Below are 24376 nucleotides of genomic sequence, written 5' to 3'. Positions count from 1 at the left end.
CGCTCGGGAGGCGACGGACGGTATCCGGGTCGTCACCAGTCTTCGGCTCTAGTCGGTGAGGAACCTTCCCAGATCCTGGCGCTGGATCGCGGCCGCCATCAGATCCCCGAACTTGTCGGGCGTACACGCGAACGCGGGCACGCCCAGCGCGGCCAGCGCGGCGGCGTTCTCCCGGTCATAGGACGGCGCCCCCTCGTCGGACAGCGCCAGCAGCACGATCACCTGGGTGCCGGCCGCGGTCATCTCCGCGACCCGTCGCAGCATCTCCCGCCGCACGCCGCCTTCGTAGAGGTCGGAGATCAGGATGAAGATGGACTCGGTGGGCCGGGTGATCAGCGACTGGCTGTAGGCGATGGCCCGGTTGATGTCGGTGCCGCCGCCGAGCTGGGTGCCGAACAGGACGTCGACCGGGTCCGCCAGCTGCGGCGTCAGGTCCACCACCGCGGTGTCGAACACCACCAGCGACGTCTTCAGCGACTTCAGCGAGGCCAGCACGGCACCGAACACCGACGCGTAGACCACCGAGGCGTACATCGACCCGGACTGGTCGATCGCCAGCACCACGTCCCGCTTCACCGCGCGCTCCTTGCGCGCGTAGCCGACCAGCCGCTCGGGCACCACGGTCTGGTACTCGGGCAGGTAGTTCTTCAGGTTCACCTGGATCGTGCGGCCCCAGTCGATGTCGCTGTGCCGGGGCCGGCTGGTGCGGGTGCTCTTGTCCAGCGCGCCGCTGACCGTGGCCCGCAGCTTGGCGCCGAGGCGCTTCTCCAGGTCCTCGACCAGCTTGCGCACCACCTGGCGCGCGGTCTCCTTGGTCTCGGCCGGCATCAAGTGGTTCAGCGACAGCAGGGTGCCGACCAGATGCACGTCCGGTTCGACCGACTCCATCATCTCCGGCTCCAGCAGCAGCTGGCGCAGGTTCAGGCGGTCGATGGCGTCGCGCTGCATGACCTGCACGACGGTCTGCGGGAAATAGTTGCGGATGTCGCCGAGCCACCGGGCGACCTGTGGCGAGGAGGCGCCGAGGCCGGCACTGCGCTGGGCCTGCTGCCCGCCCTTCGCGCGGCCGCGGCCGGTGACACCGCCGCCGGAGCCGGTCTCGTAGCCGCCCTTGTTGTAGAGCGCGGCCAGCGCCTTGTCCATCTCCAGGTCGACGCCGGACAGCTTGCAGCCGGTGCCGTCGTCGTCCCCGCCGAGGACCAGGCGCCAGCGGCGCATGCGCTCGTCGTGGTCCGGGCCGGCGGAGACCGCCACAGCCTGTGCGTCAGACACCTGCTTCCTCCTTCAACCCGAGCAGCATCCGCACCACCGGCAGGGCACGGTCGGCGCGGGCGGCGTCGAAGCCCGGCGCCTCGGCGGCCGTCGCGACCCCGGCCACCGGCGCCGCGCCCAGGGCCCGGGCCAGCTCACCGATCTTGCGCCGCTCGGGGCCCTCGAAGTTCGAGAACGTGCGGCGCAGCAGCGGCAGCACGTCGGTGAACGAGTCCGCCGGGATGCCGGCGATCCACCGGTCCAGCAGGCCGAGCAGCACCGGGTCGTGGATGAGCAGCATCGCCCCGCCGGACAGCACGCCGTCCAGCCAGGCCGCGGCCTCGGCCGGCGCCACGCCCGGGGTCAGGGCCAGGCCCATGCGCCGGTTCAGCTCGTCGCCGTCGATCTTGTCGGCGTCGTAGAGCAGCCGCACGGCCCGCCCGGCCAGCAGCCCGGTCATGCCCTCGCGGTCGGCGACCAGCCCCATCGCCTTGTACCACTGCGCGCTGGCCTCGGCGTCGTCCAGGAGGCCGACCGCCTGGTGGGTGTTGTCCATGCGGGCCCGCATCTGCTGCGCGCCGTCCTCGTCCAGGCCGGTGCAGGCCTGCGGGAAGCCGAGCGCGATGCGCACCACCAGGGTGTCGGCGACCTTGCGCAGCGCCGAGGTGTCGGTGCCGCGCACGTCGCCGTAGCGCAGCGTCCGGGCCAGCGCGGGCAGCGCGTCCGCCAGGTGCGCCACATCGGTGTCCACCGCCGCGCGGTCGGCCAGCAGGCCCATGATCGGGTCCAGGGCGTCCGGCAGGTCGGCGAGCAGGCAGGTCTCGACGACGTCGGTGATCCCGGCCAGCTGTTCGGCGTCGGCCGCGCGGTCCGCGGCCTTGGCCGCCGCCGCGGAGACCACGGTGGTGCCCCAGATCGCGGCCTCGACCAGCTTCACAGCGAACTCCGGCTGCCAGTCCAGGGCCCAGGTCTCGCGGAAGGTGCCGGTGCCGCGCGAACGGCCGAGCGCGCCCCAGTGGATGCCGAGGATGTTCAGCCGGTGCAGCAGGCGGGACTTGTCGGCGTCGTTGGGCTTGCGCAGGTCCAGCTCGGCCTCGGTCTGGCCGGGCTTGGGCTGGAAGCGCAGCCGCTTCTGCTCCTTGGCCAGGTCGGCGGCCAGCGGCACCACCGGCACGTCCGGCGGCACCTCGCCGAGGTCCTCGCCGATCACCAGTTTGTCCCGGACCAGCGCCATCGGCGTGTCGTACCCGCCGCAGAGCACGGACTGCACGGCGTCGGTGACCTCGGTGAGCCCGGCCAGGGTGCGGCCGCGCAGCGTCGCCAGGGTGTCGGCCAGGCGCGTGGCCTCGATCAGGTGCGCGGAGGAGACCGGCAGGTCCTCCGTGCGGAACAGCTCGGCGACCTTGGCCAGCCAGCGCTCGACGACGCGGTCGGGAGCCGTGAACAGGTGGTGGTACCAGCCCGGGGACTCGATGCCGGCGCCGTAGCCGGAGCGGAAGGAGAGTCGGCCGTGGGTCCACGGGACCCAGGTGGCCGTGGTCTTCACCTTCTTCGGCAGCTCCTTGAGGAGCTTGGCATCCGGTGCGGCCGGGCCCAGCGTCGCCAGCGCCGGGACGTGGAAGGCACCGCAGACCACGGCGATGCGCTCGTGGCCGGCCTTCACCGCCTCCCGGATGCACTGGCGCATGTAGGCCTCGCGCTCCTCGTCCTCCGGCGGCGCGTAGTCGCGGACGGCGGTCATGGCGTCGGCGATGGCCTGGAAGGAGTCGAGGGCGGAGAAGGTGCCGTCGGCGCGCTGCTCGACGACGTCCTCCCACCAGCGCTCGGGGTCGTCGTAACCGGCGGCCTCGGCGAGGGCCGCGATGGGATCGGTGCGGTGGATTTCGGGAACCCGGGGCTCCCCGCTCTCGGCCCGGTCGACCGGGCCGTCCTCGCTCTCCTCCCCGGCGACCTCCGCGAAGCGGTGCGACGCCGGAAGGTCGATGAAGCGCACCGGGACCCCGGCCTCGACCCCGAAGCACATGGCGATCCACTCGGGCGAGAACTCGGCGAAGGGCCAGAAGCCGGCGCGGGACGGATCGGCGTCGGCGTAGACCAGCAGCGCGACCGGCGGACGCATCGAAGGATGCGCGGCCATCGGGATCAACGCGTCGGCCTCGGGCGGGCCCTCGATGAGGATCGCGTCCGGCCGCAGCTCCGCCAGCGCCGCCGCGACCGCTCTGGCGGATCCGGGCCCGTGATGGCGGATCCCCAGCAGGGTGACCGTCATCAGGCGCTGACCTCGCGGCAGCTGCGGTAGAACTCGGTCCAGCCCTCGCGGCCGCGCGCGACCGTCTCCAGGTACTCCTGCCACACCAGCTTGTCGGTCGAGGCGTCCTTCACCACGGCGCCGAGAATGCCGGCGGCGACGTCGGCCGGGCGCAGCGTGCCGTCGCCGAAGTGCGCGGCCAGCGCGATCCCGCCGGCCACCACCGAGATCGCCTCGGCCGGGGACAGCGTGCCGGAGGGGGTCTTCAGCTTGGTCTTGCCGTCGGCGGTCAGACCGCTGCGCAGCTCGCGGAAGACCGTGACCACGCGGCGGATCTCCTCGTGCGCGGCCGGGACCTCGGGCAGCTCCAGCGCCTTGCCGAGGGACTGCACGCGCTGGGAGACGATCGCGATCTCCTCCTCCGCGGTGCCCGGCAGCGGCAGCACGACGGTGTTGAACCGGCGGCGCAGCGCCGAAGACAGGTCGTTGACGCCCTTGTCCCGGTCGTTCGCGGTGGCGATGACGCTGAAGCCCTTCTCGGCCTGGGTCTCCTCGCCGAGCTCCGGGATCGGCAGCGTCTTCTCCGACAGGATGGTGATCAGCGTGTCCTGCACGTCGGCCGGTATCCGGGTGAGCTCCTCGATGCGGGCGATCGCACCGGTGGCCATGGCGCGCATCAGGGGGCTGGGGACCAGCGCGTCGCGCGAGGGGCCGTGGGCCAGCAGCTGGGCATAGTTCCAGCCGTAGCGCATCGCCTCCTCGGGCGTGCCCGCGGTGCCCTGCACCAACAGCGTGGAGTCGCCGGAGATGGCGGCCGCCAGGTGCTCGGAGACCCAGGTCTTGGCCGTGCCCGGGACGCCCACCAGCAGCAGCGCGCGGTCGGTGGCCAGGGTGGCGATGGCGATCTCGACGATCCGGCGCGGGCCGATGTACTTGGGGCTGATCACGGTGCCGTCGTCGAGCGTGCCGCCGAGCAGGTAGGTCGCGACCGCCCACGGTGACAGCTTCCAGCGCGGCGGCTTCGGCCGGCCGGAGTCGGCGTCGGCCTTGCGCAGGGCTTCCAGCTCGGTGGCGAAGGCCTGCTCGGCGTGCTGGCGGAGGACCGTGGGCTGTGTGTCATTGGAGGCAAGCGACATGGGAGGCAACTTTCGATTTTCGGCAAGGCGGTACCCACTCGAGAGTCCACCTTGGGGGAAGGAATCAGACAGCGTCCAGCTCGGGGGAATCAGACAGCGTTCGCGCCGAGTGCGTCCATATCAGACGACGTCCAGCTCGGCGAGCATCAGGGCCCGGTCCCGCAGCATCGCCGCGAGGTCGTCCAGATCCTCGGCCCACAGCGGGTGCTCGGCGCGGATCTCGTCGGCCTTGGCGGTCACCGCGGCCGCGAACGACGGCGGCATCCAGCGCCCGGCCAGGTTGTCCATGCCGAAGAAGCGCGCGACGTCGTTGCGGGTGGCGTTGGGCAGGTACTTCGGGACCGCCGCCAGCAGCGCCTCGCACACCGCGTCCGGCCACGGCCGGCCCAGGCGGCTGAGGATGATCGGCGCGCTGTGGATCGAGTACTGCGACCGGTGGTCGGCCACCACACCCAGGCACCAGCGCTCGGCGGCCTCGTCCGGCAGCAGCTCCAGCATGTCGTTGGCGGCGTTGACGGCGCAGAAGGCCTCGGCCCACGCGGCGTCACGCTGGCGCAGGGTGGCCGAACGCCAGCCGCGGTGGCAGGAGGCGGCCTCCCAGCGGTTGGCGGCCGTGGCGCGCAGCAGCCGGGCCGGGGCCAGGCCGAAGTGCTCCCAGGCGAGCAGGGGCGTGGAGGCTATGAGGTCCTCGAACCAGTACGAGGGCTGCATCTTGGCCAGCCGCCGCTCGTCCTCGGTCTGGACCCAGCCCTCGCCGAGCCCGTCGCGCACCTGGTCCTCGGTGAGCCGCAGTTCCCGGTCCTTGATCTTGACCAGGACGGCGTCACCTTCGCTGATCACCTCGACCCACTCGTGCAGGCGCCGGGTCATCCGGTCGGCGAAGCGGGAGCCGGACAGCGTCGCCAGGAGGCGGACGGCTTCCGTCCGGACCTGGCGGGACTTGTCGTCCAGGGCTGATTCCAGGAACGGCTCGTCCTCGGGCCCGAGGCCGACCGCGAACGTCTCGACGTAGGCGGCCCGGGTCTCGGCGGCATGGCCGGGCTGGCTCCACGCCTCCTCGACGAGCGCGCGGGCGGCCGCCGGGTCCTTGCCGCGAAACCAGGCGAGGTACCCGATGCGCTCGTGCGGCTTGTCGGACGACCAGGCGTCGGCATCAGGCGTCGACGCGTACCGGGTGAAGGTCGACCACTGCTGGTTCTGCTTCGCCAGCCACGTGCCGCGCGGGCCGGCCAGGGTCATCAGGTCGGCGCGCACCGCCTTGCTGCCGCGGGCGTAGTCGAACAGCGGCGGCAGCAGCTCGGCCGGGGCCCGGCGACCGGTCTTCGCCGCGGCCTCCAGGTACTCGGGCAGGGACTCGGAGCGGGAGGCGACCAGGGCGGTCAGGCGGGCCGAGGTCGCGGTCGACAGCAGCGGCCGGGGGTCGTGGGTGGCGGAGCGGGCGGTGACGGTGGCCGTCGCCGCCTGACCGCTGCCGGGCTCGTCCTGCTCGCCGACGAGTTCGGCGGAGTAGGCGGAGCCCGCGCTGCCCGCGCGGCGCCACGCGCTCATCAGCGCCGCGGAGCTGAGCAGCGCGGAAGCCGGGCTGTCACCGGGGGCCGAGAAGCGGCCCGCGGCCGGGGGCGTCCGCCGGTCGGTGCCGACCAGGGCCGTCGAGACAAGGTCCTGCCAGACCTCGGAACCGGTCTGATTGGAGGCTTCGTTCATGGTGCTCACCGCGCTTCCGCCGAGTAGGAGATCCCCACAGCCTTCGCACTGATGTCCACAAATTGTGCACCAAGCCTCTGACAGTCTCGCCCAGGCATGGCAATACTCTGAAATTCCCACATCAGAGGGCCACCGCGGCGCCTTCGGACCACACCGTCAGCGGCTCGAAGCCGGCGTCGGTGTAGTCGCCGAACACGGTCACCGGATGACCGCCGGAGACCGCCAGGAGGCGCCACAGGGCGGTCTCATCGCAGAGCAGGGGGACGCGGCGCCCCTCGGCGTCACGGAGCTCGCCGTCGCGGTCCGGGACGGCGTCGGCGACGACCACCGGCCAGCCCTCCTGCCAGGGGTCCACGGCGAGGGCGGCGGCGAACTCGTCGGCGGCGGTCTGGAGGGTGCCGCCGTCCGGGACCGCGGCGACCGTCTCCAGCTCGCCGGACTCCATCTGGGCGCGGAGCGGGAGCGCTTCGGAGTGGAAGGCCATCTCCGCGCGGTAGACGGCGCCGACCGGCAGCGCCAGCGCCGGGGCCTGCTGCATGGCGCCGAAGGCGAGGAGCATGGCGAGGCGGCCGGTCTCCGCGCCGCGCAACCAGATGCGCCGCTCGGTGAGCTTGTCGGCGGCGCGGTCGCGGGTGCCGAGGACGTGCCAGCGGTCGGCGACCCGCTCGCCGTCGCGCCGGACGGCGTCGGCGTCGACCGAGATGCCGATGCGGCGGCGGACCGTGTCCTGCATGGCCGGGGGGAGCTCGCCCAGCCGCGACCAGGCCTCGCAGAGCAGGTGCAGGCGGGCGAACTCGGTGAGCACCGCGTCCGGCCAGCGGTCGCCGGAGGACGAGCGCGCTGTCGTCAGGGTGCGCACCCGGTTCGCGACGCCGGGGGCCTGCGCGTCGACGAGGCGCTTCGCGACCGGGTCGACGGCGCCGTAGGACAGGGCCGAGGAGTCGCTGATGCCGGCCGCGATCTGGTCGGTGAGCCAGCGGTCGAGGTCGGCCAGGCCGTTGCCGATGCGCTCGGCGCGCTGCGCGGCCCGCTTGGCCGCGCCCTCGGGGTCGGCGGCCGCCTTCTCGGCCTTGGCGGCGCTGCGGGCCGCGGACTTCTCGGCCCGGTCCCGGCGGGAGGCGGCCCAGGCCTCGACCCGCTCGGGAAGGGTCTCGGTGTCGGCGATGGTGCCGGCGGCCCAGAGGAGAAGGAGACCAAGAGCGTGCTTGCACGGGAACTTCCTGCTGGGGCAGGTGCAGTTGTAAGCGGTGTCCGAGTCGGCCACGGAGACCGTGACTTGATACGGCTTGCTTCCGCTCCCCTTGCAGTCGCCCCACAGGAGGCGTTCGGACTCTTGGTAACCGGTGTCCGACCAGGGTCCGGGCACGCCGAGTTTCGCGCCGGCCTTCTGCGACGACGCGTCCGGGGCCAGGGAGTTCACCTGGGCTGCGGTCCAACGTTCTGCCATGGACCGAACACTATTTCAGCCCACCCACACGCGCCCTGGAAACGGGGTCAGGCGTGAGCGAGGTTCGCGTTGACCCAGTCCACGATCGCCTGGGTCGACGTGCCCGGGGTGAAGATCTCCACGACGCCCATCTCCTTCAGCGCCGGGAAGTCGGCCTCGGGGATGATGCCGCCGGCGAAGACCTTGATGTCGGAGGCGTCCTTCTCCTTGAGGATCTCGATCACCTTCGCGCACTGCGTCATGTGCGCGCCGGAGAGGATGGACAGGCCGATCGCGTCGGCGTCCTCCTGGATGGCGGTGGCGACGATCTGGTCCGGCATCTGGTGCAGGCCGGTGTAGATGACCTCCACGCCCGCGTCGCGCAGGGCGCGGGCGACGACCTTCGCACCGCGGTCGTGCCCGTCCAGGCCGGGCTTCGCGATGACGACGCGGACCGGTGCTGACTGGCTCATACGACTGCCTCCACTGGCTGGTTAAGGGCGATCGCCGGTGATCGGCCGCAAACAGTGAACACAGTATCCGACCAGGGTGGAGAGCCTCTGTAGTCCCGGAGTGTGACGGTCCGCACAGTGTTCCGTGAGGATCATCGGACTTCCTGCGAGAACACCGGTAAACCGCTTGCAAAGCGCGCGTAAAGTCCACCGAACCGTTGTCCGTCCATGGCTGAAGGCGCTAAAGTCGCGACTCGGTAACGGCGTTGTCCCCCACGCGGTTTGCTGCTTTGAGTCCCAGCTGTCCCACGTTCCCAGGAGGTATAGGCCGCATGGGAAGACATGGTTCCTCTCAATGGGATAGTGCCTGGGAGGCGGCCATGGCGCCCGGGGCGGAGGACAGCCTTTACGGCTCCTCCGACGGGTACCAGGCGGTGAACGAGTGGTCTGGCGTGTACCAGGCACAGGTGCCGCAAACTCCGCAGGTGCCGCAGGTGCCGCACCAGGGCGGGTTCTACGAGCAGCCTGCCTACAGTGAGCCTGTTCAGCAGCAGCAGCCGATGATGGACCAGAGCTATTACGAGTCCGTCTATGCCGCGTATGCGATGCAACAGCAGAGCGCGGCCCAGGTGCATTACGAGCAGCCGCAGCCTCAGCCGCAGGCGTTCTATGCACAGCCGCAGTACGAACAGCCTTACTACGAGCAGCCTCAAGCCCAGCCGCAATACGATGAGTACAACTTCCATCACCCTGAGTTCGACACGGGTGAGTTCGAGGCTGTTTTCGAAGCGCCGGGTTCAACGGAGGCTTCGTACGATCTCCTTCCCGACGGGGAAGGCGCCTACGACGCGTATGACGGCGAGGGGTACGGCGAGGGCGACTACCTCGAGTACGAGTACGCCGGTTACGACGACGAGGTCGACGTCGAGGGCAACTACCGCGACGGCTACGGCGGATACGGCGACGACCTCGGCGAAGACGAGCCCGAGGACACCCCGATGCGCTCCCGGAGCCGGTCGGGGTCCGGATCCGGCGGTTCCGGATCCGGCGGGTCCGGATCAGCCGCCACCGAGGCGACCGGCCGGTCGGGATCCTCGGGCCGTCCGTTCGGGAGCGGGAGCAAGCCCGCTCGCGTCCCGCTTTCCGGTCGACGCACACTGCACGCGATCACCTCCACGCCGGCCGCGGTCGTGGGTGTCGCAGCGGTGGCCGTCGCAGCGGTCGGCGGCCTGCGGCTTCCCTCGGGGCACACGGAGACCGCCGCCGACGCGGCGCCGGCCACGCCGACGACGAACGCCCTGGAGCAGAACCTGCTGCAGATGCGCGCCGCCTCGGCGAACCTGGCCGACCGGGCGACGCGGTCGGAGCAGCGCAGCGAGCTGGCGCAGCAGCAGGCGCTGGAGAAGCAGCGCCTGGCCGAGATGGCGCCGAAGTACTTCCTCCCGGTGCAGGACTACATACTGACCGCGGGCTTCGGTGACGCCGGAGCACGGTGGGCGAGCCTGCACACCGGGCAGGACTTCGCGGTGCCGGAGGGGACGAAGGTCGTCTCGGTCACCGACGGCACGGTGATAGAGGCCGGGTGGGCCGGAGCTTTCGGGTACCGGATCGTCGTACAGCACCCGGACGGTTCGGAGACCTGGTACTGCCACCTGAGCGTGATGAAGGTACGGAGCGGCAAGGTCGCGGCCGGACAGATCATCGCGTTGTCGGGTGACACCGGGAACTCGACCGGGCCGCACCTGCACTTCGAGTACCACCCGCCGGGCACGCCGGACCCGATGAACGGTGTGCCGGGAGCCACCACGGCGGTGAACCCGGTGCCGTTCTTGCGGAGCCACGGCCTGCTCACCTAGGAAGATGTGCTCGCGACAAGCCGGCTCCGGTCCTCAGGGACCGGAGCCGGCTTGTTCGCGTCAGAGGCCGATGAAGGCGATCAGCGAGTGTCGACCACCTGGAACGCCTCCGCGATCCGGTCCTCGCCGAGGCCCAGCTTCTGCGCCACGCTGGTGCCCCAGCTCCGCAGCATGTCCTCCATGCCCTCGTTCCCGCCGGTCTGGGAGGCGTGCGCCTGCAGCGCCGCGACCTTGCGCTCGAAAGTGTCGGTGATGTCGACCGCGTGGGTGGCGTTCTTCGACGCCATCACCCACGTGTCGGGCACCGCCCACGGCTCCAGGCCCTCGTCCTCCAGCAGGTCGGTGTGGGCCCAGGGGTTGCGGGCGTCCGGGTACACCGCCGCGATGGCCGCTTCGCCGACGGCGCGGTGGTCGGGGTGCGAGGCGTAGATGCGCTCCAGGTCCAGTTCCGCCGACGGGATCAGGATCCGGTCCGGCCGCACCTGGCGGATCACCCGGGAGATGGCGCGGCGCAGCTCCAGCGAGGGCGTCAGCCGCCCGTCCGGCCAGTGCAGGAAGCGCACGTCCGTGACCCCCACGCACTTGGCGGCCGCGAGCTGCTCCGCCTCGCGCAGCGCGGCGACCTCCGAGCGCGGGGTGTCCGGGAACGCCTCCCCGGCCTCGCCGCTGGTCACGATGGCATAGGTGACCTCGATCCCGGCGTCGGTCCAGGTCGCCACGGTGCCCGCGGCCCCGAAGTCGACGTCGTCGGGATGGGCGGTGACGACCAGGACACGCCTGATCTCGCGTTCGTCGGGCATAGAGCGGCTCCTGGGGTCGAGGTCCGACGGCGCACTCGCCCTCGAGTGCCCTTTCCAGCGCAACACTGCCGTCCCGCCGCGTGTTCCGTGACGAGTCCGGCCGGTGTCGCGCCCGACGTTCCGCCCGGTGAGCGGCCCATCCGCCCGACCGTGCCCGCGTTGTCGGTGGCGTCTGCGAAAATCCTGGTGTGAGTTCTTCCCTCTTCGCCCCAGGTGCCCTCCCGCTGTTCCCCCTCCTCGACGAGATCAGGGAGCAGCGCGGTGCCGGTGAGGAGCGCCACTCCGACCGCGCGCTGCCGGAACCCCCGGCCTGGCTGGACGAGGACGACGCCGAGCGCGCGGGCTGGGAGGGCTGGGACGAGCCGGAGGACGCCTGGATCCCCCCGGAGGAGTCGGCGAGCGCCCGCGCGCTCCTGGACGGCCTCAACGGCCCGCAGCGCGACGCGGTGCTGCACGCCGGCGGCCCGCTGCTGATCATCGCCGGCGCCGGCTCCGGGAAGACCCGCGTCCTGGCCCACCGCATCGCCTATCTCGTGGGTGAGCGCCACGCGCACCCGGGCTCGATCCTGGCCATCACGTTCACCAACAAGGCCGCCGCCGAGATGCGCCACCGCGTCGAGGAACTGGTCGGCCCGCGCGCCCGCCTGATGTGGGTCTCGACGTTCCACTCGGCCTGCGTCCGGATCCTGCGCGCCCAGGCCAAGACCGCCGGCCTGCCGAGCAACTTCTCGATCTACGACACCGCCGACTCCCAGCGCCTGATGACGATGGTGTTGCGCGACCTGGAGATCGACCCCAAGAAGCACACGCCGCGCTCGCTGCTGGGCCAGATCTCCAAGCTGAAGAACGAGCTGGTCGACCACGACACGTTCTCCAGCCGCGCCGACACCGAGGCCGAGCGCATGCTGGCCCAGGTCTACCGGCTCTACTCGGACCGCCTGACCGCGGCCAAGGCGCTGGACTTCGACGACATCATCATGACCACGGTCCACCTGCTCCAGGCCTTCCCGATGGTCGCCGAGCACTACCGCCGCCGCTTCCGGCACATCCTGGTCGACGAGTACCAGGACACCAACACCGCCCAGTACCAGCTCGTGAAGGAGCTGGTGGGCCAGCACGAGAAGCGCACCGTCGACGGCGACCTGGTCCGCCCGGGCCTGAACACCGAGGACCTGCCGCCGGCCGAGCTCTGCGTCGTCGGCGACGCCGACCAAAGCATCTACGCCTTCCGCGGCGCCACCATCCGCAACATCATCGAGTTCGAGCGCGACTACCCGGACGCCAAGGTCATCAAGCTGGAGCAGAACTACCGCTCCACCCAGACCATCCTCAGCGCCGCCAACGCCGTCATCGAGAACAACAAGGGCCGCCGCGCGAAGAACCTGTGGACGGACTCCGGCGAGGGCAAGCTCATCACCGGCTACGTCGCCGACGACGAACACTCCGAGGCCCAGTACGTCGCCGAGGAGATCGACCGTCTCTCCGACGCCAAGGAGACGACCTACGGCGGGATGGCGGTCTTCTACCGCACCAACGCACAGTCCCGGGTCTTCGAAGAAGTCTTCGTCCGCGTGGGCCTGCCCTACCGTGTCGTCGGCGGCGTCCGCTTCTACGAGCGCAAGGAAGTCCGCGACGCCCTCGCCTACCTGCGCGCCCTGGCCAATGAGGACGACGTGGTCAGCGTCCGCCGCATCCTCAACACGCCCAAGCGCGGCATCGGCGAGAAGGCCGAGGAGGCCATCGACAAGCTCGCCACCCGTGACCGCCTCACCTTCGGCGAAGCCCTCCGCCGCGCCGACGAGGCCCCGGGTCTGGCCACCCGCTCCGCCAAGGCCGTCCAGGGCTTCACGCAGATGATGGACGAGCTCCGCGAGATGGCCGCCGAGTACGGCCCCGCGCACGTCCTCGAGGCGATACTCGAACGCACGGGCCTCCTCCAGGAGCTCCAGGACTCCGACGACCCCCAGGACGAGACCCGCATCGAGAACCTCCGCGAGCTCCTGGCCGTGGCGCTCGAGTTCGAGCAGTCCCAGCCGGAGGGCCGCCTGCCCGAGTTCCTCGAGCGCGTGGCCCTGGTCGCCGACTCCGACCAGATCCCCGACGGCGAGGACCACGAGGGCATGGTCACCCTGATGACCCTGCACAGCGCCAAGGGCCTGGAGTTCCCGGTGGTCTTCCTCACCGGCATGGAGGACGGCGTCTTCCCGCACATGCGCTCCATGGGCGACAAGAAGGAGATGGAGGAGGAGCGCCGCCTGGCCTACGTGGGCATCACCCGCGCCCGTGAACGCCTCTACGTCTCCCGCTCGGTCTACCGCTCGGCCTGGGGCGCCCCCCAGTACAACCCGCCGTCGAAGTTCCTCGGCGAGATCCCCGAGACCCTCATCGAGTGGGAGCGCACCGCGGCCGAGCCGAAGTCGGCGGAACGCTCCCCCTTCGGCGACCGCCGCGGCACCTCCCGCTCCTTCCAGCAGCGCAAGGGCCCGGTGAAGATCATCTCCCTCGACCCCGGCGACCGCGTCATCCACGACTCCTTCGGCATGGGCACGGTCGTCGCGGTCAGCGGGCGCGAACGGGACGAGGCGACGATCGACTTCGGCTCGTCGGGTGTGCGGACGCTGCTGCTGACGATGGCGCCGGTGCAGAAGCTGTAGGACGCCCCGCTCCGTCGATCCGCGCCGGCCGTCTCACAGCACCTCGGTCACCGCCGCCGCGACCCGCTCCGCCTCGGCTTCGGACAGGGGGTCGCCCGCCGCGTCGACGACGTAGAACACGTCGACGGCCTCGGCGCCGAGGGTGGAGATGCGAGCCGAGCGGACCGAGACGCCGGTGGCCGACAGGGTCGAGGCGGCACGGTACAGCAGGCCCGGGGCGTCGTGCGCGCGGACCTCCAGGACCGTCGCGGACGCGGAGGCACGCGGGAGCACCGCCACCCGCGGCGGGGCCACCAGGCGGGTGCCGCGGCGTTCGCCGGCCTCGCGGGCGGCCAGGCGCCCGGCGACGTCCAGCGTGCCGTTCAGCGCCGCGCGCAGATCGTCCCGCAGCCGGTTCTCCAGGGCCGCGCTCCAGTCCACGGTCACCAGCCAGCGCTGGATCGCGATGCCGTCGACGGTCTCCGTGGTGGCCGCGCGGATGGTCAGCCGGCGCAGGGCCAGGACCCCGGCCACCGCGGCCAGCAGGCCGATGCGGTCGGGGGTCGCGACCGAGATCGTCTGGCTGTCTTCGAGCTCGACGACCAGCCCGTCCGGATCGGTCCGGCAGCGCGCCGCCAGCTCCGCCGACCGGGCCGGGTCCGAGGGCTCGGCGGCCGGCGGGTCGAAGCCCAGCAGCGCGGCCTCGGCGCGGACCGCGAGGTCCTGGTACAGGCCCGCCCGCCACGGGTTCCAGGCCGCCGGGCCGGTCGCCTTGCTGTCGGCCTCGGCCAGCGCGCGCAGCAGGCGCAGCGCCTCCATCCGCGGGCACGGCAGCTCGGCGAGCGCCTCCAGCAGCCGGGCGAGGGTCGCGGGGTCGTCGGGGTCGCGCCGGGTGGCGAGGTCGGGCAGCAGCAGGTGGTGGCGGACCAGGCCGGTCAGGACGCGGGTGTCGTGGGACCCGAAGCCCAGTGCCGGCGCCAGCTCCGAGGTCAGCTCGGCGCCGAGCACCGAGTGGTCGCCGCGCCGGCCCTTGCCGATGTCGTGCAGCAGCGCGGCGACCAGCAGCAGGTCCGGACGGTCCACGCGCCGGGCGAGCCCGGCGGCCGCGGCGACGGTCTCCAGCGAGTGCCGGTCCACGGTGTGGATGTGCAGGCTGTTGCGCTGCGGCAGGGACCTGATCCGCCGCCACTCGGGGAGCAGCTGGTGCAGGCTCCCGGAGCGGTCCAGGGCCTCCCACACCGGGATCAGGCCGGGACCGGTGCCCAGCAGGGCCGCGAACGCCTCGCGGGCGGCGCGCGGCCAGGGCCGGGGCATCGGCGCCGACTCCTCGGCCAGGCGGCGCAGCGTGTTCGGGGCGAACGAGAGCCCCGAGTCGGCCGTGGCGGCGGCGGCCCGCAGCACCAGCACGGGATCGCGGGAGGGCGCGGCGGCGCGGGCCAGGTAGACCTCGCCGTCCTGTTCGACGACGCCGTCGGCGAGCGGGCGCCGCACCGGGCGCCGGGCCGGGGTGCGGGCCACGAGCGCCGCGTCCACCTGGCGCCACGCGGCCTCGGCGGCGTAGGCGATGGTCGCGGCGGCCTCTGCGACGCGGCGCAGGAGCAGGTCGGCGTCGCTGACGTAGAGTTCGGCGCCGGCGACGACGGCGCGCTCGGCGGCCTCGGCCACCTCGGCGGCGGTCACGGGCTCGGGGGTCCTGGCGGGCGCGGCGGCCGCTGGGGGCACGGCGGCCGCTCCAGAGCCGGGCCCCGTCCCGCCACCGCCACCTGCGCCGCCACCGTCACCGTCACCTGCGCCGCCACCGTCACCGTCACCGGTGCCGCCACCGCCACCGTCACCGGTGCCGCCACCGCCACCGTCACCGTCACCGGCGCCCCGTTCCCCGGGGCCCGCCTCGAAGCCCGCGGCAACCCCGCTGTGAGCGGCCGTGTCCGGCACTCCCCTCAGGGTGCTGCCCTGATAGGCCGCTTCCCCCGGCCGCGCATCGCCCAGCACCCCGGCCGCGCGCAGCGCCGCCGCCACCGCGTCCTGTTCCTGCAGCAGCAGCCGGTCGAGCGCCCGCCCCGAGACCCCGTGCAGCGCGTCGCGCACGTCCAGCAGGAACTCGCGGGCCCGCTCCGGGGCGCCGTGCGGCACGTCCACGAGCCACGACGCCGAGATGAACCGCAGCATCGTGGAGTCCCGCAGGCCGCCGCGCGCCTCCTTGAGGTCGCCCTCCAGCCGGTACGCCAACTCCCCGTGCCGCTCGAGCCGCGCCGCGTACTCCGCCCGCAGATCCCCGAGCCGGCGCGCCGGCTCGCGCCGCCAGTCCGCGAACACCGCCGCGCGGATCTCCTCGACCAGCCGGGCGTCTCCGGCCACCAGGCGTGCGTCCAGCAGGCCGGCGGCCACCGCGAGGTCGGTCGACGCCAGCTCGCGCGCCTCGTCGACGGTGCGCACCGAGTGGTCCAGCTTCATGCCGGAGTCCCAGACCGGGTACCAGATCTTCTCCGCGATCGCGGCGACCTCCGCCGGGCCCAGCGCGGCGTCGTGCAGCAGCACCACGTCCAGGTCCGAGCCCGGGGACAGCTCCTGCCGGCCGTAGCCGCCGACCGCGGCCAGCGCGATCCCCGGGATGCCGGGGGGCAGCAGCGACGCCAGGAACGCGTCCGCGGCGTCCGAGCGCGCACGCCGGAAGGCCGGCCCGATCTCCGTCTCCGGACCGGGCCGGCCCTCCTTCCCCTCACGGCGGGCTCCCACTAGAGCGCTGAGCCTCCGTGCTCACCGGTGCGCACCCGCACCACGTCGTCCACGGGGGTCACCCACACCTTGCCGTCGCCGATCTTGCCGGTCACCGCCGCCTTGACCACGACGTCCACCAGATCCTCGACGTCGTCGTCCTCGCACAGCACCTCCACCCGCAGCTTCGGCACCAGGTCGACGGTGTACTCGGCGCCGCGGTAGACCTCGGTGTGACCGCGCTGCCGGCCGTAGCCGCTGGCCTCCGAGACGGTGATGCCGTGGACCCCGAAGCCCTGCAGCGCGACCTTGACCTCCTCCAGCTTGAACGGCTTGATGATCGCGGTGATCAGCTTCATGCGTTTATCCCTTCCTGCGCGTCCTTGTCGGAGGTCTCCTTCTCGGCCGCGACGGCCTTGGCCGCCATCGTGGCAGGCACCCCGCCGGTCCCGGCCCCGGCGCCGGCCGCGCCGGTCCCGGGCCCGGCCAGCGCCCCGCGCAGCGACGCGCCCAGCCGGCCCCAGTCGTAGGCGGTCTCGGAGTGCTCGGCGCTGTCGATGCCCTCGACCTCGGCGTCGGCGCTGACCCGCAGGCCGATCGTCTTGTTCAGGATCCAGCCCAGACCGTAGGAGATCACGAACGAGTAGGCGAGCACGATGCCGGCGCCCTCGATCTGCGCCACGAGCTGGCTCGCCCCGCCGCCGTAGAAGAGTCCGGCCTTGGCGCCGTTGGTGTAGACCCCGGAGACCATCTCCTTGGTGGCGAAGAAGCCGATCAGCACGGTGCCCAGGACGCCGCCGACCAGGTGCACGCCGACCACGTCGAGCGAGTCGTCGTACCCGAACTTGTGCTTCATGTTGACCGCGTAGCAGCAGACGAAGCCGGGGATCAGGCCGACGAATATGGCGCCCAGCGGCGAGACCGAGGCACAGGCCGGGGTGATCGCGACCAGACCGGCGACGGCGCCGGAGGCGGCGCCCAGCGAGGTGAAGGTGCCGTGCTGGATCTTCTCCGCGGCCAGCCAGCCGACCATCGCGGTGCAGGTGGCGATCTGGGTGTTGACGAACACCATCGACGCGATGCCGTTGGCCCCGAGCGCCGAGCCGGCGTTGAAGCCGAACCAGCCGAACCACAGCAGGCCGACGCCGAGCATCACGAACGGCACGTTGTGCGGCCGCATCGGGTCGCGCCCGAAGCCGACGCGCTTGCCCAGCACCAGGGCCATGGCCAGGCCCGCGGCGCCGGCGTTGATGTGCACCGCGGTACCGCCGGCGAAGTCCATCACGTGCAGGGTGTGGTTGATGAAGCCGTTGGGCGAGAAGACCCAGTGCGCGACCGGGAAGTAGACCAGCGTGACCCAGGCGCCCACGTAGACCGTCCACCCGACGAACTTGGTGCGGTCCGCGATGGCCCCCGAGATCAGCGCCGGGGTGATGATCGCGAACATCAGCTGGAAGCACACGACCGCGATGATCGGGACCGTGGTGGCGCCGAACAGCGTGCCGCCGGTGTGCGGGCTGTCCGGGCCGCCGAAGCCCATGTTGATGTCGTGCAGCGCCCACTGGCTCAGGCCGCCCCACCACCTGTTCCCCGTACCGTCCCCCGAACCGACGTTGCCGAACGACACCGACCAGCCGTAGAGCACCCACAGGATGGTCACCACGGCGATGGCGATGAAGTTCATCATGAGCATGTTCAGGACGCTCTTCGCGCGGACCATGCCGCCGTAGAAGAACGCCAGCCCGGGTGTCATGAGCAACACGAGCGCCGAGCTCGCGAGCACCCAAGCGGTGTCACCACTGCTGAACGCGGATGGCATCGCTTCTCCTCACCTGAATTTGCGGACGATGGGGAGGAGCCTGGCGGCGCGCCGTTTCGGGCGCCGCCGCCGAGTGTTTCGCCGTGGTGACAGATGGGCGCGCTGTGTTACGTCCGGATGAACTTGTTCCGACAAGTGAGAACGTCGGTTACAAAACGGACACGTGTCAACGCCCTGGGTCATGTGCGGCCGCATGCCCCGCCCCGCCCGGGGTCATGCGCGCGGTCATCCGTCCGGACCCGTGTCCCGGATCACGCCGCCGCGGGCAGCACCGCTCCGGCCCGGTCGTGCGCCTCCCGGACCGAGCGGATGTCCGGGTAGCGCGCGTACAGGTTGCCGACGGTGGTCCGGAGCCGGTCCTCGACCCGCTTGGAGCGCAGCCGCCGCACGAGCTCCACGCCGGCGTGCACGTAGGCCACCGCGGCCTCCGGCTCGCGCTGCTGCAGCCGCACCGTGGCCATGCCCACCACGTTCAGCGCCCGGCTGCGCAGGTGGTTCTCGTCGGTGGAGAACAGGTCCACGGCCCGGTCGATGCTCTTGGCGGCCTGCTCGGTGAGCTGCGGGTAGCGGTAGGCCAGGTCCCGGAAGGAATGGCCGTTCTCGCCGTTCAGCTCCGCCTCGGTGAAGAACGCGGCCCAGTCCGGATCGGTGCCGTCGCCCTTGTCGTCGCCGGGGAACAGGTCCTCGGCGGCGGCCACCGCGCGGCGGCAGTTGTCGGCGTCGCCGAGGTTGGCGTAGGCCCGGGCCTCCAGCGCCGCCAGCATCGACTGCACCCGCGGCGTGGTGGTGCCGTGGCTGCCGTACTGCGCCAGGTGCACCAGTTCCAGCGCGTCCTGGGCGCGGTTGATGTGGATCATCTGGCGGGCCATGGTGGCCAGCACGTGCGCGCCCAGCGGGGTGTCGCCGGCCTCCCGGGCGGCGTGCAGCGCCAGCACGAAGTAGCGCTGCGCCGAGGGCTGCATGCCGACGTCGTAAGCCATCCATCCAGCAAGAAGCGCCAGTTCCGACGCGGTCCGGAACAAGCGCTCGGCCAGGGCTTGCGGGTAGCTGTCGCGTAACAGCTCCGTCACCTCGTGGAGCTGGCCGACCACCGCCATCCGCCGCAGACCGCCGCCGCACTGGGCGTCCCAGCTCCGGAACAGCCGCGTGGTCTGCTCCAGCAGGTCCATCTCCTCGGCGGTGATCCGGCCCGGGGTGCGGCCGTTGGCCGGGTGCTGCTCCGGCACCGGGCTGAGCCAGCGCTTCATCGGCTCGATCAGCGAGGGCCCGGCGGACAGCGAGAGCGAGGTGCCCAGGAAGCCGCGGCGGTTGAGCATGAGGTCGCTGCGGGCGAAGTCGCCGAGCAGCTCGATCGAGCGGCGGCCGGCCCACGGCAGGTCCACCCCCGAGGTGGCGGGCGGCGCCGCGGGCTCGCGCAGGCCCAGCTCGGCGTGCGTGATGACGGTGCCGAAGCGCTCGGAGAACAGCTCGACCAGGATCCGCGGCGCCGGGTCGCGGGGGTGTTCGCCGTCGAGCCAGCGGCGCACCCGCGAGGTGTCGGTGGACACGTGCGCGGCGCCCAGCTGGCGCGCGCGTTTGTTGACCAGTCTCGCCAATTCCCCCTTCGACCACCCGGAACGCTGGAACCAAGAATTGAGGAGTTCGTTGGGCGGCTTGCCGGTCATCCTTTGTTGCCCCCTGGAGATTCACGCCGGTCCGGCCGGAATGCGAAACCCTGTGTCGCTGAACGTAACCGCCCGGCGACGATGCCCGCAGCCGAACGTCCTCGAACACCGGGATTCGCCAGAGTTCGCCACCTTGTCGGTCCCCAAAATGTCGGACATCACAGGTCTAACGACCATCCCGGGCGGGCAGCGTGACCCCGAGGCGTCCGCCGCCGTTGGAGGAAGCATGCGAGTTCGCCTGGGGGGCACCCGCCGCACCCACACCCGGCCCGCGCCGGCCGTCCTCCGGCTGCCCGCGGCCTATGACGTGCTGGACGTCCCGGCCGCCGCCGGGCACCGGGTGCTGCTCCAGCTGGAGCGGCTGGGCACGCCGCTGGGGCCGGTGCTGGCCGTGCTTCCGGCCGGACCGGGGCACGAGCACGAGCCCGGCGGGGGGCGGCTGCGGTTCTTCGTGGAGGCCGGGACGACGGCGTCGTTCCTGGCCGACCTGAAGGAGCTGGGCTGGGAGCCCACGGACACCGACATCCGGACGATCGGGATGGTGCTGGCGTCCGAGACGCCGCTGCCCCCGGCCGGGAGCCCGCGCTGGGTACGGCCGCCGGAGACCGAGCGGCCCCTCACGCTGCCGCCGGCGCGGCTGCTGCTCGGCGCGCTGGCCTACGCGTGCCGGCGGACCGCACACGAAGGGCGGCCGGTTTCCCGGCCGCCCCTGGGGACCTCCTGACGGGCTCCCGGCCCGTCCACGCCTCCGGGCGCTACTGAAGCAGCGCGTCGACGAACGCCTCGGGGTCGAACGGGGCCAGGTCGTCCGGCCCCTCGCCCAGGCCCACCAGCTTCACCGGGACGCCGAGCTCCTGCTGCACCGCGACCACGATGCCGCCCTTGGCGGTGCCGTCCAGCTTGGTCAGCACGATGCCGGTGATGTTCACGACCTCGGCGAACACCCGCGCCTGCACCAGGCCGTTCTGCCCGGTGGTGGCGTCCAGCACCAGCAGCACCTCGTCGACCGTGCCCTGCTTCTCGGCGACCCGCTTGACCTTGCCGAGCTCGTCCATCAGGCCGGTCTTGGTGTGCAGCCGGCCGGCGGTGTCGATGAGCACGGTGTCCACGCCCATCGCGTGGCCCTCCTTGACCGCCTCGAAGGCCACCGAGGCCGGGTCCGCGCCCTCGGCGCCGCGCACGGTGTAGGCGCCGACCCGTGCGCCCCAGGTCTGGAGCTGGTCGGCGGCCGCGGCGCGGAAGGTGTCTGCGGCGCCGAGCACCACGGTGTAGCCGTCGGCGATCAGCACGCGCGCCAGCTTGCCGGTGGTCGTGGTCTTGCCGGTGCCGTTGACGCCGACCACCATCGCCACCGCGGGCCGCGCCGGCCGCCCGTCGGCGGCCGCGTGCTTCTCGACCTTCAGCGTGCGGTCCAGCGACGGGTCGATGAGCGCGACCAGCTCCTCGCGCAGCAGCGCCCGCGCCTCGTCGACGGTCCGGGTGCCCTGCACCCGGGTCCGGGTCCGCAGCTTCTCGACCAGTTCCCCGGCCGGACCGACGCCGAGGTCGGCGGCGATCAGGGTGTCCTCGATCTCCTCCCACGTCGCCTCGTCGAGCTTGTCCCGCGAGAGCAGCATGAGCAGGCCCTGCCCGAGGGCGTTCTGCGAACGGGAGAGCCGCGAGCGCAGGCGGACCAGCCGCCCGGCGGTGGGCTCCGGCACCTCGACCTCGGCGAGCAGGGGCTCGGTCCCGGTCGGGGCGGGGGCGGCGGTGGGGACGCTCACCGGCTCGGCGGCCGGCGGCGCGCGCTCGGCCGTGGCGGTGCCGCCGGTCCCGGAGGGCGATTCCTGCGCCTTCGACGGGGCGACCGGCGTCCGCGGCGGCTGCTCCACCGGGCGGCGGCGACCTCGGGCACGGTAGAGCAGGGCGGCCGCGCCGACGAGGGCTATGGCCGCGATGATGATGCCGATGACGAGGAACTCCATGGCAGACATCCTCGCATGTCGGCATAGGTGATCTACGCTCGTGATCGGCGGCGGGCCGGACGCGGGACGAACAGATCGCGGCGGGCGTGCAACCGCGCCCCGGGCGGCGGCGTTTGGTGGGGTGTCAGCGCGGAGCGCGGGGAGGAGTTGGACACGGGTGTCACGGGAGCAGGACTTCGACGAGTTCTACCTGGGATCGGTCCGGAAGGTGACGGCACAGCTGGTCGCCCTGTTAGGGGACGCGGGCGAGGCCGACGACGCGGTCCAGGAGGCGTACGCACGGGCCTGGCAGCGCTGGGACTCGGTGTCGCGGATGGACGATCCCGTCGGCTGGGTGCGCGTGGTGGCCTACCGGATCAAGGTGTCGTCGTGGCGGTCCGCCATGCGGCGCACGGTGGCCCATCGGAGACACGGCCCGCCGGCGGACGTGCCGGACATGAGCCCGGACTCGGTGGCGCTGGTCGCCGCGCTGCGCCAGATCCCGGAGGCGCAGCGGCGGGCGATCGTGTTGTTCCACCTGGCGGGACTGACCGTGGAGCAGGTCGCGGCCGAGGTCGGGTCGCCGGTCGGGACAGTGAAGGCACGCCTGTCTCGAGGGCGTGCGGCATTGGCACAGGTGCTCGGGGAGCCGGCGGACGAGGACGTGAAGGGGAACCACAGCTATGCATGACACCCTCGACGAGCGCCTGGCCCAGCTGGGCGGAAGCCTGGAGGACGCGGCAGCGGTCCGGTCCCCATCCCTGGTGCGGTCCCGCGGCGAACAGATCCGGGCCGCCCACCGGCGGCGGATGGTGGCGATGACGGCGACCGGGGCCGCGGTCGCGGTGATCGGGGTCGGAAGCCTGGTGGCGTTCCGACCGGACAGCGGCGGGCACGCGGGCCCGGTGGGTCCCGGATCGACCGTGACGCCGACGGCCCCGGCACCGACAGCGCCCTCGGGTCCCCCCTCGCACACCGCGGTGGGAGCACCGCCCACGAAGGCGGGGATCTCGACCGTCGTGGTCGACCTGAAGAAGGACACGATGACGGTCTACGGCAAGGACCAGAAGGTTCTGAAGACCATCCCCGTGACCGGAGGGACCGCGACGCATCCGACCCGCGTCGGCACCTTCACCGTCGCCTCCAAGCAGCAGCACATGACGCTGAGCACGACGATGCCCCAGGGAGGCGACTCCTACAGCATCGCGATCGACTGGGTCCTCCAGCTCGACGGAGGCGGCCCGCAGGTGTACGCGATGCCCTGGAACTCCAGCAAGTTCGGGCAGATCAACGGAACCCACGGTGACGTCGGCATGAGCACCGCGGACGCCGAATGGCTCTACGACCAGCTCGAAACCGGCGACGGGATCACGATCCGGTGATCTACTCCGAGTCCACCAGTTTCTCGATCCGGTGCACCACGTCGACCTGGAAGCAGTCCCGCATGTGCGCCAGCCCCTTGAAGCCGGTCACGCTGTCCAGCACGTGCTTCGTGTTCGCGTAGATCCCCTGAAGCCGGCCGGCGGCCATCGCGATCTGCTTCAGCACCCAGGTGAGCTCGACCTGGGCCTGGGCCGCCACCGCCGGGGTCATCGTGCCGACCGACAGCACCTCCTCGACCAGGAAGCCGCCGAAGGAGCCGATCAGGAGGTTGACCAGGCCGGCGATGGTGCCCTCGGCGAGCGCCGCCTCGGCCTGCAGGCCGCGCAGGGTCTCGGCGGTCATGGCGAGGTTGGCCGCCAGGGTGTCGAGCTCGGTGAGGAAGTCGGCCAGGAGCGGGTAGAACCGCTCGGCCGTCGCGCCGTCCCACTCGCCGTGCAGCCGGGCGGCACCCCGGCAGAGGTCGCCGATGGTGGCCTGGACGTGGTCGTGCGCCGCGTCCCAGGCCCGGGCGGCCCGGGTGAGCTCGTCCGGGTCGCCCGTCAGCTTGTCCAGGGCCTCGAAGGGGCTGGGCAGGCCGGTGTGGTGCGAGACCCAGGCCAGCAGGCGCTTCTCCAGACCCGTGATCCCCACGATGTGGATGTGCGGGTGCGGGATGTCGATGTGCGGGAAGTGGTGCTCGGCGAGGTGCTCCAGCGAGCCCTGGTCGCGGTCCTGGACGTGTTCCGGTCGCGGCTGAGGTTCGCGGCCCTCCGGCAGGGCGTTCGCCCGGGCGATGAACTCCTCGATGCTGTGGACCTCGACGGCGGTCTGCGCGATGTCCGCCGTGAGCTGCTCGGACGGCGCCGCCTGCAGCTTGCGGCGCTGGTTGCGGATCACCAGGACGCCGAAGCCCCAGATGGCGAAGATCAGGACGCTGAATCCGAGCCCGGTGAGCAGCATGACCTTCACGGCTCCACGCTCCCGCCCTGTTCCGGGAGCACACGGCACCACGGGAAGGTGTCCGCGGTCCACGTCACCGGGGCGTCCGGGCCGGCCGAAGCGCCGCCGGCCCCGGCCCGGGCGTCGATCGCGTGGCCGCCCGCCAGACCGTGGACGAAGTGGTCGATGACCTCGCAGGCCTCGGTGATGTCCTTCTCGGTCTCCGGGAGCCGGTTGTGGTACGCGTCGCGCACCTCGGTGGCCTCGAACAGCTTGCCGAACGCGTCGTCGTGGACCCGCGCACCCTCCAGTTTGCCGGGCACCTCGCACAGGGCCGCCCGCGCCGTCCGGAGCGCCGCCACGAACATCTCTGTCGCCGCATCGCCGCCGCTCATCACGCCGTCCTGTCCCTCCCATCAGCCAGTCCG

At 72.1% G+C, this 24376-nt stretch carries 19 protein-coding genes; 5 read left to right on the top strand and 14 right to left on the bottom strand.

The genetic code is table 11. From position 1 onward, the window contains the following. Positions 1-48: 48 nt before the first annotated feature. The 6 genes from ABD466_RS20920 to icmB all read right to left on the bottom strand — a co-directional run bounded on the left by ABD466_RS20920 (position 49) and on the right by icmB (position 8238). The gene (locus ABD466_RS20920; RefSeq protein ID WP_344658841.1) at positions 49-1218 is read right to left on the bottom strand and encodes a VWA domain-containing protein; all 1170 of its coding nucleotides are present in this window, start codon (positions 1216-1218) and stop codon (positions 49-51) included. A gap of 46 nt (positions 1219-1264) precedes the next feature. Then, positions 1265-3520 carry a DUF5682 family protein gene (locus ABD466_RS20915; protein WP_344658798.1) on the bottom strand — a complete coding sequence of 752 codons (2256 nt, stop codon included), beginning with the start codon at positions 3518-3520 and terminating at the stop codon, positions 1265-1267. Further along, on the bottom strand, positions 3520-4635 hold the full coding sequence (locus ABD466_RS20910) for an ATP-binding protein (protein WP_344658797.1): 1116 nt from the start codon (positions 4633-4635) through the stop codon (positions 3520-3522). The genes ABD466_RS20915 and ABD466_RS20910 overlap by 1 nt, the downstream gene beginning before the upstream one ends. A 120-nt stretch (positions 4636-4755) precedes the next feature. Next, positions 4756-6339: a DUF5691 domain-containing protein gene (locus ABD466_RS20905; RefSeq protein WP_344658796.1), complete on the bottom strand. Its 1584-nt coding sequence runs from the start codon at positions 6337-6339 to the stop codon at positions 4756-4758. Between the two features lie 121 nt (positions 6340-6460). After that, on the bottom strand, positions 6461-7786 hold the full coding sequence (locus tag ABD466_RS20900; RefSeq protein ID WP_344658795.1) for an SWIM zinc finger family protein: 1326 nt from the start codon (positions 7784-7786) through the stop codon (positions 6461-6463). Positions 7787-7833: 47 nt separating this feature from the next. Then, positions 7834-8238 (bottom strand): coenzyme B12-dependent isobutyryl CoA mutase small subunit, encoded by a 405-nt coding sequence (gene icmB / locus ABD466_RS20895; protein WP_344658794.1) that lies wholly within the window; start codon positions 8236-8238, stop codon positions 7834-7836. Between the two features lie 359 nt (positions 8239-8597). On the opposite strand from icmB, the gene ABD466_RS20890 reads away from it, so the two are divergent. Continuing rightward, a complete protein-coding gene (locus ABD466_RS20890) occupies positions 8598-10073 on the top strand; it encodes a M23 family metallopeptidase (RefSeq protein ID WP_344658793.1) in 1476 nt (491 codons plus the stop codon). An 80-nt stretch (positions 10074-10153) separates the two neighbouring features. On the opposite strand, the gene ABD466_RS20885 is transcribed toward ABD466_RS20890, so the two are convergent. Next, positions 10154-10873 (bottom strand): PIG-L deacetylase family protein, encoded by a 720-nt coding sequence (locus ABD466_RS20885; protein ID WP_344658792.1) that lies wholly within the window; start codon positions 10871-10873, stop codon positions 10154-10156. A gap of 188 nt (positions 10874-11061) precedes the next feature. On the opposite strand from ABD466_RS20885, the gene pcrA reads away from it, so the two are divergent. Continuing rightward, complete coding sequence (pcrA, locus tag ABD466_RS20880) at positions 11062-13527, top strand: DNA helicase PcrA (protein WP_344658791.1); 2466 nt, start codon at positions 11062-11064, stop codon at positions 13525-13527. Positions 13528-13560: 33 nt separating this feature from the next. Here pcrA and ABD466_RS20875 read toward each other — a convergent pair whose 3' ends face one another. The 4 genes from ABD466_RS20875 to ABD466_RS20860 all read right to left on the bottom strand — a co-directional run bounded on the left by ABD466_RS20875 (position 13561) and on the right by ABD466_RS20860 (position 19704). Beyond that, positions 13561-16242, bottom strand: coding sequence for an ACT domain-containing protein (locus tag ABD466_RS20875; RefSeq protein ID WP_344658790.1), 2682 nt, complete (start codon positions 16240-16242; stop codon positions 13561-13563). Then, a complete protein-coding gene (locus ABD466_RS20870) occupies positions 16242-16580 on the bottom strand; it encodes a P-II family nitrogen regulator (RefSeq protein WP_344658789.1) in 339 nt (112 codons plus the stop codon). The genes ABD466_RS20875 and ABD466_RS20870 overlap by 1 nt, the downstream gene beginning before the upstream one ends. Next, positions 16577-18040, bottom strand: coding sequence for an ammonium transporter (locus ABD466_RS20865; protein WP_344658788.1), 1464 nt, complete (start codon positions 18038-18040; stop codon positions 16577-16579). The genes ABD466_RS20870 and ABD466_RS20865 overlap by 4 nt, the downstream gene beginning before the upstream one ends. Positions 18041-18291: 251 nt before the next feature. Then, positions 18292-19704: an NsdA family TPR-like regulatory protein gene (locus ABD466_RS20860; RefSeq protein WP_344658787.1), complete on the bottom strand. Its 1413-nt coding sequence runs from the start codon at positions 19702-19704 to the stop codon at positions 18292-18294. Between the two features lie 226 nt (positions 19705-19930). Between ABD466_RS20860 and ABD466_RS20855 the strand changes: the two genes are divergently transcribed. After that, the gene (locus ABD466_RS20855; RefSeq protein ID WP_344658786.1) at positions 19931-20428 is read left to right on the top strand and encodes a hypothetical protein; all 498 of its coding nucleotides are present in this window, start codon (positions 19931-19933) and stop codon (positions 20426-20428) included. Between the two features lie 31 nt (positions 20429-20459). Here ABD466_RS20855 and ftsY read toward each other — a convergent pair whose 3' ends face one another. Further along, a complete protein-coding gene (gene ftsY, locus ABD466_RS20850) occupies positions 20460-21668 on the bottom strand; it encodes a signal recognition particle-docking protein FtsY (RefSeq protein ID WP_344658785.1) in 1209 nt (402 codons plus the stop codon). A gap of 157 nt (positions 21669-21825) precedes the next feature. On the opposite strand from ftsY, the gene ABD466_RS20845 reads away from it, so the two are divergent. Continuing rightward, complete coding sequence (locus ABD466_RS20845; protein WP_344658784.1) at positions 21826-22338, top strand: SigE family RNA polymerase sigma factor; 513 nt, start codon at positions 21826-21828, stop codon at positions 22336-22338. Continuing rightward, positions 22331-23029: a L,D-transpeptidase gene (locus tag ABD466_RS20840; RefSeq protein ID WP_344658783.1), complete on the top strand. Its 699-nt coding sequence runs from the start codon at positions 22331-22333 to the stop codon at positions 23027-23029. Before ABD466_RS20845 ends, ABD466_RS20840 begins: the two co-directional genes overlap by 8 nt. Position 23030: 1 nt before the next feature. On the opposite strand, the gene ABD466_RS20835 is transcribed toward ABD466_RS20840, so the two are convergent. Further along, positions 23031-23969, bottom strand: coding sequence for a WXG100 family type VII secretion target (locus tag ABD466_RS20835; protein ID WP_344658840.1), 939 nt, complete (start codon positions 23967-23969; stop codon positions 23031-23033). A 5-nt stretch (positions 23970-23974) separates the two neighbouring features. Beyond that, the gene (locus ABD466_RS20830; RefSeq protein WP_344658782.1) at positions 23975-24343 is read right to left on the bottom strand and encodes a hypothetical protein; all 369 of its coding nucleotides are present in this window, start codon (positions 24341-24343) and stop codon (positions 23975-23977) included. Positions 24344-24376 lie beyond the last annotated feature (33 nt).

The organism is Catenulispora subtropica (assembly GCF_039531675.1).
Lineage (GTDB): Bacteria > Actinomycetota > Actinomycetes > Streptomycetales > Catenulisporaceae > Catenulispora > Catenulispora subtropica.
The sequence above is the reverse complement of the archived record's forward strand: the minus strand, read 5'-3'. Positions and strand labels throughout refer to the sequence as shown.